Origin of the sequence: Xanthomonas campestris pv. phormiicola, from assembly GCA_025666215.1 — a bacterium.
Lineage (GTDB): Bacteria > Pseudomonadota > Gammaproteobacteria > Xanthomonadales > Xanthomonadaceae > Xanthomonas_A > Xanthomonas_A campestris_A.
Genome location: CP102593.1, coordinates 635,399 through 646,569, shown reverse-complemented (window position 1 = coordinate 646,569; position 11,171 = coordinate 635,399). Strand labels below are relative to the sequence as shown.

The following is an 11,171-nucleotide window of genomic DNA, read 5'->3' as shown; positions in this document are numbered from 1 at the left end:
AACGCTCGGAGAGAATGTCCCGGATCCGAGGCAAGGACACCAAGCCCGAGCTCACGCTTCGCAAGGCCGTGCATCGCCTGGGGCTTCGCTATCGCCTGCATGGGACGAGGCTTCCAGGCAAGCCAGACCTTGTGTTTCGCCGATACAAGACAGTCGTGTTCGTGCATGGCTGCTTCTGGCATCGCCACGCCGGGTGCAGCATCGCCACGACGCCGAAGAGCAACACGGCATTTTGGTTGGAAAAGTTCGGGAAGAACACGGATAGGGACAAGCGCGTGGCGGCCCAGCTCGAAGAGCAAGGCTGGAGAGTCCTCGTAGCCTGGGAATGCGAACTCTCCACGCCCGCCAAGGCGCTGCAAACGGCAGAACGGCTTGCTGCCGCCATCAGGCAGAACCCTCACGGCGGTTGACGCTGCACGCCAAGTGGAAGCCTGCGGCGCGAGTGACAATGCCCTGATTGAGGGGACACGACTACGCACGCAAAGGTCACAGGTGTGGGCGTCTTACGGGTCGCGCCCGGCATCCACTATCGTGGGCACAGCGCTGCGCTCGTTCTGCCGCACGGTAAGCCTGGTCGAAAGCGGCTCGTCGAGCCTAGAGAATTCCCTCTTTGCCGCCAAGCAAACCGTTAGCGCCGGCCAATGCCTGACGCGGACAACGAGTCGCCGCTTGCACATGCTCGCAAGACGAGTACGGCTCGGCACGCCAACCAGCGGCACGGCGGCGGCCCCTGCTTCACCGCGACCATTAATGATTGGCCGCGGGCACGGCCGACCCTGTGCATCCCCTGCAGATTCCGATCGGTCAGTCCACCGGCTGCCGGTCGATCGATGGGGTGCGAATGCTCACCTGAATCACACTGATGGCCGGCGGCGCATTACGTGCACTTGCTAGTTCTGGCGGCGGTACGGGCGGAACCTCGGGGTAGTCGCCGTAGTCCGACGCGATGAACGACATCAAGTTGGAGCGGTTGGCTCGGGACTGGCCGCCGTACCCCATCATTGGACCAGATTTGAAGCCACCCAGAAGGTCCCAGACCAACCTTGACCATTCACAGGCACCACTAGGGCTTTTGTCTTGGATCACGCGCCCCACGCTGCCATGGATCGCGAGGTTCTGGATGGCTGCCACGAAGCTGGTCATCGGAGCAATTGAGTTCGAAGAGCGCGTCTTAGGCCATCCTATTTGAAGTGGCTCGTGCGGGGTGCAGCCTGGGCACCAGTTCGCCTTCTTCGGCATCATCAAGTAGCGTGCACAGTCCTTCAGGCCCGTACCAACGCCGAATACATAGTCCCCTATGTGGCCTGTCAGCTTGATGTCCCTATAGACCGATAAGGGTCGGGCGCGGCAGAGGCCTTCCAGAAGCAGGCGCTCCTTCTTTGTCGAAGGATTTGATGGCAGGGCATCGTGGCGTTTCACGGTCTTCCCTTGCAAGAGCATCCCAGTGCGGATCATTAGGTTCCCTGCCATGTCCCTCTGTTCCACGATGAGCAGCAGGTCCGCCAATTCGCACTGTGCCAGCTTCTTTCCACTCGGCAAGTGGCCTTGAACCTGAGGTGTGCCATCGATCCAGAAAGAATCCACCAACACTTGGGCAGGCCTCCCTGCAGCCTTAAAGCCGCAAGCCACCTGCCTTGCCAAGGCGTTGAGACTTGACTTGGAATGGAGCGCCGCCAACTGCCAACGCTCCTCGGAATACCAACCGGAAGTGCCGAATTTCTGGTACAGGGCATTCCAATACTGCCAGCCGAACTTACAAGCACCTGCAGGCACCTTCGGTGGAGAAAAGGGGTTGGATTTTTTTTGCGAGGTCGCCATGGAATTGTCGAGGCACGTCGGCGCTTCAAATAAGCGATTGGATTGACCGGGACTGACAGCATCCCCTAGCCCTCGCACTCGAGTACGCCCCTCAGCTTCGCGGTCAAATCATCAAAGGAAACGGCTTGCCAATGAGTTAGACTGAACCTGCTCCCTAAGAACGGACGCCAAGAAGCAGCGGGTTACGTGGCTTGCTTGAGTGTCTTGGCATAGTCGTTGGGGGACAGGTATCCAAGCGCCGAGTGCAAGCGCGTGGGATTGTAGAAGCCATGGATGTAGCTGGCGATAGCAGCGTGGGCAGCGGCCCGGGTCTCGTAGACGCCGGTGGCCTCTTCGTTCTTGAGCGTGGCGAAGAAGCTCTCGGCGACGGCGTTGTCCCAGCAGTTGCCCTTGCGGCTCATGCTCGGCACGAAGCCGTGCGTGGCCAGCGTCTTGCCGAAATCGCCGCTTGCGTACTGGCTGCCGCGGTCGGAGTGGAACAGCACGCCGGCACCGACCTGCGAGGCCGACCAGGCATTGAGGAACGCTTGCCGTACCAGATCGTCGGGCATCCGTTCGGACAGGCTGTAGCCGAGCACCTGCCGAGTCCGTAGATCGAGTACGGTGGCCAGATACAGCCAGCCCTCGCGGGTCGGGACGTAGGTGATGTCACCGGCCCAGGCCGGCACCGTGCTGTCCACCGCGAACTGACGATCCAGACGGTTCTCGGCCACCGGCCGGCCATGCCGACTGTCCGTCGTGCGCGGCGTGAAGCGGCCCTTGGTCTTGCCACGCAGCCCCTCCTCCCGCATCAGCCGGGCCACGCGCTTGTGGCCCACGGCGTGCGCGCATGCGCGCAGCGCACGGACCATGCGCGGGCGCCCGTAGGTGCCACGGCTGCCGGCGTGGAGCGTGCGCAGGTCGGCGCGCAGGGCCGCCTCCGGGTCCGGGCGATCGCGGCGGTGCAGGTCCCCATGGAAGCCGGAGACCGACACGGCCAGCACGCGGCACAACATCCGGATCGGATAGTGAGTCCGTTCACGCGCGACGAAGGCGTACCTCACTTGGACTCCCTGGCAAAGAACGCCGTCGCTTTTTTTAGGATTTCGCGCTCCATTTTGAGCGTGGCGTTCTCGGCCCGTAGCTGAGCCAGTTCGCTCTCCACCTCACTCACCGGCTTGCGGCTGGGAGAACTGCACGGCCGGCCGGCACGCGCAGCGTCTACCCAATTGCCCAACGTCTTGACCGACATGTCCAACTGACGGGCCGCCTTGGCACGACCAATCGACTCTGCCAAGGCGATCGCCTGGGCCTTGAAATCGTCCGTGTAGCGACGACGGGTAATGCGTTGCATGGGAACCTCCAGGTTGCGATGAAAGTATCGCTTCCTGGCGTCCGTTTCAGTGGGACAGGTTCAGACACCACGATCCAAGCGCCTGTTGCGACGATGTCACTGTGTGCATAGCCGATCGTGAAGAGTACCTTGATGCCGGGCCACAGTTAGCGCGCGCGAGCCGCCGCTTAGGCTCCCATCTATCTGCCAGGGAAGGCCGCGTCCGTAAATACCAAGTCTACCCTGCGCTTCTTCAGGACGCTGGTTCCTACCAGGCCGTCGGTGGCCTCCACAATGGCATAGCCTAGGTCTTGTAGCACAGCGACCGTGTAGACACGCGCAAGCGATGTCCGCGGCTAGGCGCGCCGCGGCGCTGACACAAAGACTGCTTGCCTCGGGGCGGCCAGCCATCCAATCCCAAGCCGTACGTATCGGCAGTCCATCACCTTGATCGAACGGCAAAATGTCTACTCCTATAGCGGGCGCGACTTGTACAGTGGCTCTGACACGAGCCACGGATGGTCGAATGGCCGCTGGAAAAGACATTGCCAAGGGAGCTTTGCTGAGCGTTGGCTACTGCGTCGCGTTCTTGCTGGCTTGGCGATGCTCGGTGGACCAGTGGTACTTGCCGGCAGGATTGCGCGCTGCCAGCCTGCTGTTCCTGCCTGCGCGGCGATGGCCATGGTTGCTGGCGGGTGACGCAGCGGCCCTGCTGGTGCTGCGCGTGCCGAGGGTCGAGGACTGGGGTGCCAGCACCACCTGGGCATACCTGAGTCCGTTCCTCTTGATGCCCGCGGTCTCGCTGCTTCCCGTCACGGCACGCTTTCATATTCCCGATTTGACGCGCAAGGACCACTGGCTGCTGCCGCTCGCGCTGGTGACAGCCTTGTGGAGCACGCTGTGCAACATGGCGCTCAATGCCGCGCTGGGTGGCCCATCGGGGCCTGCGCCGATCGACACCCTGATCCGGTACTGGCTGGGCGACTACCTGGGCACATTGATGTTCGTCCTGCCGGCGCTCCTTTGGGTGCGCCGTGATGAAGCCGTGCGCCGGCCGTCCCCTCTGCTGCATGAAGGCCTGGCGTCCGTCGCGGTGGTTGCGCTTCTGTTCGTCGCTATCACCCTCATCGGCGACACCGTGCTGCGGCAGTTCCTGAGGGTGTTGCTGGTTGTGCCCGCCATCGCGCTCACCCTGCGCCATGGATGGCGCGGCGCGGCACTTGGCGTGGTACTGGCGAACGTCGCGGTGGCCCTGTCGCTGCCCAAGACCGTCGAAGCCGGCGTGCACGACCCACTGGCTTTCGCGGTGCAGATCCTGCTCGCGGTCACCGCCACCGGCCTGTTTGCGTTCGGCTCGCGCATCTCTGCCGCCTACCGGCAAGTGCGCGATTTCGGGCGGGTGCGTGAGCAGGCACTGGAATTCGCACAGGCCGGCTACTTGTCTGCCGAGCGCACGTTACGCAAACGGGTGGTCGACTACACCGATCTCACCGTGCAGATCAATCGGATGCGCAGGGATGTCGTGGAGTACCTGCGCTCCCAGGGGCACCACGCGGCGGCAATGCAGATGACGCGCACCGGGGTGATCCAGGCGCAACTGCTCGATGAGTACGTTACTGCGCTCTATCCGCTGGGCATCGAAACGCATGGCCTGTACCACACGTTGCGCTCGGTCAGCTTCGCCAATCTCTGCAACACGGAGTTCCGCTGGCGGATGTGCGGCGATCCCCGCAAGCTTTCGCTGGGGCTGCAGCTGGTGGCCTATCGCTGCGTGCTCAACGCCGTGGAAACGTTGCCCGTTGCGCGAACCCACCTGATCCAGGCGCGGGTATGGCGGGTGCGGGGCATGCAGGGGATCGTCGTGCGCATCACCGCCGATGCGTCCGTGCTCAACGCCGTCCGCCGCGAACATCCCGAGTCCGATCGGGAACTGTCGGTCCGGCTCAAGACGCATGGCGGCACCTGCCGGCGCCGCCATGCGTTGGCCTTGAGCTTTCTCGTCTCCGAGCGCGTCGGCGTCGGGATCAATCTCGCGAAGTGACCACCCAGGCATCGCCCTTCGCATCCGACCGCAACCAGACCACGAAATACCCGGTCTGGTAGACCACGCGCCCCGGGGCGGCAGGCGTGGCCGACAGCGACACGCGGGCCACGTCCTTGCCCATCGGAAGCACCCACAACGTCTCGTTGATGCGCCCGACCGCGGCCCGGACCACGCCGGTGGCGTCGTTGATCTGCAGATAGGTCACGCCGTCGCGTTGGAACTCATAGATACGCCACGCCGAATCGGTGGCGAGGTTGGCTGCGCGTGGGGCGCTTTCACCCAGCCCGGTGGCCGCCGGCACGCCATGCCCGCCCGAAGGGCAGCACGATTGCGCATGGGCCTGGAAGGACAGGGCCACCCCTGCGACGACGACCAATGCCAGGGTCTTTGCTTTCATCTCCATCACACTGTTCCTTTTCCCCTGCTGGGGAATGTCCGCCTGCAGTTCAGGCACGACCACGGTACGTGGTCCGCGCTTCGGCGCGGTTGACAAGCTTCCCCGCGCGATGTGTGTAGCAGCAGTACCAGTGCAGTGGTCAGCGTGAACTGGATTGGCGCAGGGTGATGACCCGATATTGACCGTGGTCGCCGTAGCGCGGCCCCTTCTTCTCGAAGTCGGCGCAGAGCCGGTCTTCGCCGCAAGGAACCAGGTCGGCCCGTGCAACGCGATCCAGATACGCGATTTCCGCCCGGCGCTGTTCGGCCTCGGCCAGCGTCGCCTTGGTGCTGTAGAGCACGTACCCCACGCCGCACAATCCCATGACGGCCGCCGCCAGCATGGCAATGGACCCCATCCACATGCGGCGCATGGCCGCGGCTTCGAGGGATTGCTGCGCTTGCGCATAGCGCTGGGTGGCTTGCTGCAGCGCCTGGTTCGCAGCGGTCAGCGTGCGATCGAATCGCTCGGCCGCCGGATCCAGTGCCACCGAGAGCGCCTGTTGCGTCAATTGCGTCAGCCGCGGCAGCGCGTTCTCCACCACGCGATTGACGCTCCGGTCGGCGTTGCCGACCGCGCCATGGAGCACCTGCAGTTGCCGGGAGATTTGGTCTTGCAGGCTTTGCTCCCGCTTTTGCATCGTTGCGATCAATGCCGCCATGGCCTTGATCGTTTCTTGCAGCGCCTCGTTGGAGGTTTCGCTCTCCGGCAGCGCGGGCATGCTTTGCGTGTCCATCGTGTCCCTCTTGAGAATTCCACTCGCTGCAGGATCGGGTTGCGATCACCCGCCGCCTCCACCGCCGCCACCGCCTCCTCCCCCACCACCGCCGCCGCCACTGCCTCCACCACCGCCGCCCCCTCCATCGCCGCCCCCTCCCGGTGCGCCGCCTTGCATCATTGGCCCGCTGGCGAACTGCGGTAGGGTCATCACCATCACCGGACCACGGCTGGTCTGTACCTCGGCCGACGTGTCCAATCCCAGCGACTGCATCGCCGTGACCTGTTCCGTCGCTTCCTGCATGGCCTTGGCCTCCAGGTGCTCATGGCCCTGTTGCAGCAGGGCATGGGTGAGGGGACCGTTCGAGATCCGGTTCAAAGCCTGCTCGATGGCCGCGTCGTTCTTGGAATCGATGGCATGCAGTAGATCGTCCACGTCGCGGTCGCCAGTGATCTCCTTGCGCTGGGGCAAGTGGGGATCGTCCGGCTCGCCGGGCCTTTGCGCCGTGGCAGAAGCGGCTTCGCGGCGCGCCGTTGCGGGCTGTGGCTCGAACGCCGCGTGCTCGGTTGGTACAGGCGCGTACGCATCCTGCTGATGGCGGACATCGAGGTCTGCGAGGGGATCGTCGTCTCCGCGCTCTCGCCGCTGCTGCCTTTCCTGCTCCAGGCGTTCTTCCTGCTGGAGATCTTTTTCGAGCTGTATCCGGAGCGCACGCATCGTTTGCAGCGTCTCCTCCCAGGTTTCGGCTCTCTGTGGCGCAGGAGCGGCGCGGGCTTCCTGCCCATCTGCCGGCGCATCGCGGCGCTGCTCGCGGGCCGTTTCGTCGCCTTCGATGCCGCCGCTGGCGCGGTCGGTACCACGCGTTCCCGAGGAGGACGCGTGTGCGACTCCATGATCGGTTACTGGTGGGTCCGATGGGGGCATCGAGGGCTTTGGTGTGCGCTGGTCCTCGGTGTGTTCGGCAGCGAGCGGCATGGCCACAGACGCATCCGACGCTGCCTCCGTCACCTGGGCGTGGTGCTCCTGCACTGGCGCTTCCAGAGGCTCTTCGCGCCTTTGCAGTGGTGCGTCCTCGCGCATGGCCGACGCTTGAGCACCCGGCAAGTGCTGAGCGCGCTGCGCCTGCGCATCGGTGGGTTCCGTGTTCGATGCGTGCGTGATCTCCGGCGCTGGCGTTGCCGAATGCTGAGCATCCTGCGTGCGGCCTTCCTGGGCTTGGAGGTCGTGTGTTTCCTGCGGAAATGCCTCAGCCTCCTGGGGTCGCCGAGACGGCGCCGATTGCTCGCCGGTGTCTCGCGCGTAGCGTTCCTGTGCGCCAGGTGGCGCCTGGGTGCGCGGCTGGGCATCCTGAACCTGTCGCTGTTCCTGCCCGGGCGGTAGCGCGTCATCGGCTTGGCGCCGCTCAGGCCCGTGCGGCAACGGCACGGCGTCCTGCGATGGGCGCGGCGCCTCCCGGTGCGGAAGGGCATCCTGGGCCTGTCGCTGCTCCTGCGCTGACGGCGCGGCATCCTCGGGCTGGCGTCGTTCCTGCTCGCGCGCCAGCGCATCCTGGGTGGGGCGCTGTTCCTGCTCACGCTGTTGGTCGGTCTGGGCCTGGCGCTGCTCCCGTTCGCGCTGTTGTGTGTCCTGGGCCGCGCGCTGCTCATGCTCGCGCTGCTGGGCGTCCTGGACCTGGCGCTGCTCCCGCTCGCGCTGCTGGATTTCTTGGGTCTGGCGTTCTTGCTGTTCGCGCTGCTGCAGGTCCTGGCTTTGATGGTCGAGCGTGGCATGCGCCTCCAGCGCCTGGACCGCATGCGCTTGTTCTTCGTGGGACGCCTGCGCCAGCGCGTGCTCGCGCGCCTGTCCGGCCTGCTGCTCTTGGGCCTGGCGCTCCTGCTGTTCGCGCTCCTGGCGTTGCTGCGCGGCGCTGGCCGCCTGGGTCTGCGCCTGCATGTCCAGCGCATGCTGCGGGCTGGAAGACGGGTTGGAGGACGCGCCGTCCGAGTCGGCTGACCCGTCGGAGGCGCGCGCCGTCGACGCCAGCCGCGGCGTCGGCATGTCGGGGGACGGCTGGGCTTGCTGGTGCGCCCGCACCTCTTGCAGCGCCTGCCGGATGTCCTCGGTTCTGGTGACAGCTGCGATGCGATTCACCCCATCGGCGCCGCGCTGGAGGTGGGCGATCGGGCTGTCGGCACCGAACACCCCGCCGGGGCCGCGCTGCAGCTGCAGCGCGGCATCGCCGGAGAGCCCTTGCGCCTCGCGCGTGCGCTGGGTGGCCAGGTCGATCGCCTCGCGCCAATCAGGCCTCAACTCGGTTCCGACGATACGGTAGCGATAGAGCGTCTGCTCGCGCTGCAGGTCCTGCGGCGATTGCGGGATCGCGGCAATGGCCTGGGCATGCTCGGCCAGCGCCGGTTGCAGCAGGGCGCGCGCGGTGTTCAGCTCCAGTGCGCGGTTGCTGTCGGCTGGGACGCCATGACTGGTCCACTGACCCTCTGCGTCGCGGCGGTACTGTTGGCCGTTGGAGGCGGTCAAGGTATCCGGATCGGGCAGCGCAGCTCGCACGGCCTCCGACATCGGCCATCCCTCTGCCGCCCAGCCGCTGCGGTGGTAGGCCAGTTCGTAGCGCGCGGCGATGGCGCCGGGGCTGTTGGCGAGGTTGCGTGCAACAACCGCGGCGGCCTGCGCTTCCAGTTCCGCTGCGCGGGGTGGCAATGCGGTCTCTTGCGCGTAGCTGCCGCGATTGTTTTCCCCGGACACACCGGTCTTGACGAGGCGATGCCATTGGCCGTCGTTGGGGTCGCGCTTCCAGTCCGCCGGGGCCAGGCTTGGGCGGTCGCTGTCGTTGGCCGGCAGGATGCAGGGATCCTCGGGCTTCGGCGCATCCTTCAGCGCCAGTGCCGCCGCGACGTTGGTGGCGGCATAGTTCAGCTCGCGCGCCTTGTCGTAGCTGGCGACGACCGGCATGGGGACAGGATTGTTCGCACCATCGTTCGTGCCATCGACCATGCCCTGGCGCGACCAGGCGTAGCCGTTGAAGGACCACTGCGTGCGATCGCGGTCGGTCTGCTGGTAGATCTGGCGGTTGTCGTATAGATCGGCCAGCTTCTCCCCGGCCTTGCTCATGAAGTACGCATCGGCCGCGACCAGCACCATGGGGCCGGCGCCGGAGGTGCCCAGGGCATAGGCTGCCGTACCGCCGCCGGCCCAACCGCCAAGATTGCGACCGGCGAAGTGGGTCAGCTCCGACTGGGCCGCGAGCGGGTTCTCCTGGCTGTACAGGTCTCCGGCGCGTCGCGCGGTAATGGCAGTGTCGGCGGCGCTGGCGAGCAGGCCGGCGCCGCGCAACAGCTGGCCGGCAGAGTGATCGCCGGCGAGAAGCTCGGCGGTGACGAAGCCGCGTTGCGACAGAGGTTTGTACGCGGGCAGTGCGCCGCCGGCGCGGCCGGTCGCTGGCAGTTCGTCGCCAATGACCTGCGTGATCAGCTCCGCATTGTGCCCGGATAGCTGCACGCGGCCGGATTGCTCTGCGTGGGCGATGGCCATGCGGAACTCTGCACGTCCGGCCGCTTCTTTAGCGGGTGGATCGCGCAAACTGCTGGGCCCTCGGACCAGATTGGCGGACGTCCCCTGCTTAGCTTCCGCCACTGCGACGATGCGCTGCTCGGAGCGGGTGATGGCGAACCATTCGGACTCGACGTCGTTCATGGAACGCAGGGCTTGCAGTCGCTGTGCGTGCTCGACGCGGTACTGGTTGTACTTGGAGAATGTCTTGTTGTTCTGGGCGTTAGCCTGCTCGTCGGTCAGATGGTTCGGTGTGGTTGCATACAGGTCGCCATTGTCCAGCGCGACCTTGAGCGTGTCTTGCAGGTCACGGACCTGGGCTGCGACGCGCTTGAGGGCAGCGGCATCTTTGTTCAGTGCCGCGCGGCCATCGGGCGAGTTAAGGATGTCCTTCAGTACACGGGAGACCCCTTCCGTATAGGAACTACGGGTCCGGCCACGATGCGGCGAAACTTCAAGCTCTCCCGCCAGATCGCCGTCCGAAGGGAGATAGAGGCGATTGCTTGATGCGTCCTTGTGGATCAAACCATGCTTGACCAACTCTTTGAGCAAAGGGTCTCGCAGAAAGGTACTTTGCTCGATGACGTGATGGCTTGGAAGAATGACGTTGTTTGGCGGCATGTCCATCTACTCCAGTAGTAGCCAGCACCAAGATCTAGCAACCCACGGTATCGATAAGTCGAACACCTAGTGTTCTCTGCGATTTGCCAAAGCCATGCTCAAGCAATGCATCACGCATAGCGCGATCACAGAAAGCATCCGCGGTATACGGCGTTCGGAAAACGTGTGCCGATCCAATGGCTTCCTTATTGAATGCCAGGATCGCCCCGCCGGTGATGCTGTAGTACTTGCCGTTTGGATACCCAGTGAACACGTTGACAGTCGACGCGGACTCATCGATCACATCCAGTATCCTTACTACTTCACAAAGATAGTGCGGAGGTGCCTCCATGCCATCTTCCAGGAGGAGCGAACACCGCAAAAAAGCAAAGCCATGCGGATCCACCAACTCAAATACTCGCTTGAGTGGCTCTGACACAAGCCAGTAGCACTTAAACCCACTCTCAAGGTCATTTGGCATATCGCCGATGCGACTGTCGTAACGGAGGCGCGGAGTTTCCTTTGTTTGTGCAAGCCCACCAGCTTCCGATGGCTCGCACATGTAGAGCGGAAGCGGGATGGCGTCCTCATTTTCGAACTCGACACCAGGGCCGCGCCCACCGCGCATATCGGGCTCTAGTATGTAGAACTCGCCTTTCTTCGGCTTGTTTTGAGGCTCGATTTTTTCTTTTTCGTTCAT

9 protein-coding genes are annotated in these 11,171 nt (G+C 64.5%); 2 read left to right on the top strand and 7 right to left on the bottom strand.

Annotation, left to right across the window (positions count from 1 at the left end):
- The first annotated feature begins 14 nt into the window (after positions 1-14).
- A complete protein-coding gene (gene vsr / locus NRY95_02685) occupies positions 15-410 on the top strand; it encodes a DNA mismatch endonuclease Vsr (protein ID UYC16903.1) in 396 nt (131 codons plus the stop codon).
- Positions 411-804: 394 nt separating this feature from the next.
- Here vsr and NRY95_02680 read toward each other — a convergent pair whose 3' ends face one another.
- The 3 genes from NRY95_02680 to NRY95_02670 all read right to left on the bottom strand — a co-directional run bounded on the left by NRY95_02680 (position 805) and on the right by NRY95_02670 (position 3,151).
- Positions 805-1,818 carry a hypothetical protein gene (locus tag NRY95_02680; protein UYC16902.1) on the bottom strand — a complete coding sequence of 338 codons (1,014 nt, stop codon included), beginning with the start codon at positions 1,816-1,818 and terminating at the stop codon, positions 805-807.
- A gap of 182 nt (positions 1,819-2,000) precedes the next feature.
- Positions 2,001-2,861: an IS3 family transposase gene (locus NRY95_02675; protein ID UYC16901.1), complete on the bottom strand. Its 861-nt coding sequence runs from the start codon at positions 2,859-2,861 to the stop codon at positions 2,001-2,003.
- Positions 2,858-3,151, bottom strand: coding sequence for a transposase (locus NRY95_02670; protein UYC16900.1), 294 nt, complete (start codon positions 3,149-3,151; stop codon positions 2,858-2,860). The genes NRY95_02675 and NRY95_02670 overlap by 4 nt, the downstream gene beginning before the upstream one ends.
- Positions 3,152-3,656: 505 nt before the next feature.
- Here NRY95_02670 and NRY95_02665 point away from each other — a divergent pair.
- The gene (locus NRY95_02665) at positions 3,657-5,171 is read left to right on the top strand and encodes an MASE1 domain-containing protein (protein UYC16899.1); all 1,515 of its coding nucleotides are present in this window, start codon (positions 3,657-3,659) and stop codon (positions 5,169-5,171) included.
- On the opposite strand, the gene NRY95_02660 is transcribed toward NRY95_02665, so the two are convergent.
- The 4 genes from NRY95_02660 to NRY95_02645 all read right to left on the bottom strand — a co-directional run bounded on the left by NRY95_02660 (position 5,155) and on the right by NRY95_02645 (position 11,153).
- Complete coding sequence (locus tag NRY95_02660) at positions 5,155-5,577, bottom strand: hypothetical protein (GenBank protein UYC18477.1); 423 nt, start codon at positions 5,575-5,577, stop codon at positions 5,155-5,157. The genes NRY95_02665 and NRY95_02660 overlap by 17 nt on opposite strands.
- A 133-nt stretch (positions 5,578-5,710) precedes the next feature.
- Positions 5,711-6,346, bottom strand: coding sequence for a hypothetical protein (locus NRY95_02655; protein UYC16898.1), 636 nt, complete (start codon positions 6,344-6,346; stop codon positions 5,711-5,713).
- 45 nt (positions 6,347-6,391) lie between these two features.
- Entirely contained in the window at positions 6,392-10,492 is a 4,101-nt protein-coding gene (locus tag NRY95_02650) for a hypothetical protein (protein UYC16897.1), read from the bottom strand.
- A 34-nt stretch (positions 10,493-10,526) separates the two neighbouring features.
- On the bottom strand, positions 10,527-11,153 hold the full coding sequence (locus NRY95_02645; protein UYC18476.1) for a DUF1629 domain-containing protein: 627 nt from the start codon (positions 11,151-11,153) through the stop codon (positions 10,527-10,529).
- Positions 11,154-11,171: the final 18 nt, after the last annotated feature.

Bases quoted from the DNA above. Each gene is read 5' to 3' on its own strand.
- vsr (UYC16903.1), top strand. From the start codon at position 15: ATGTCCCGGATCCGAGGCAAGGACACCAAGCCCGAGCTCACGCTTCGC.
- NRY95_02680 (UYC16902.1), bottom strand. From the start codon at position 1,818: ATGGCGACCTCGCAAAAAAAATCCAACCCCTTTTCTCCACCGAAGGTG.
- NRY95_02670 (UYC16900.1), bottom strand. From the start codon at position 3,151: ATGCAACGCATTACCCGTCGTCGCTACACGGACGATTTCAAGGCCCAG.
- NRY95_02665 (UYC16899.1), top strand. From the start codon at position 3,657: ATGGCCGCTGGAAAAGACATTGCCAAGGGAGCTTTGCTGAGCGTTGGC.
- NRY95_02660 (UYC18477.1), bottom strand. From the start codon at position 5,577: ATGGAGATGAAAGCAAAGACCCTGGCATTGGTCGTCGTCGCAGGGGTG.
- NRY95_02655 (UYC16898.1), bottom strand. From the start codon at position 6,346: ATGGACACGCAAAGCATGCCCGCGCTGCCGGAGAGCGAAACCTCCAAC.
- NRY95_02650 (UYC16897.1), bottom strand. From the start codon at position 10,492: ATGCCGCCAAACAACGTCATTCTTCCAAGCCATCACGTCATCGAGCAA.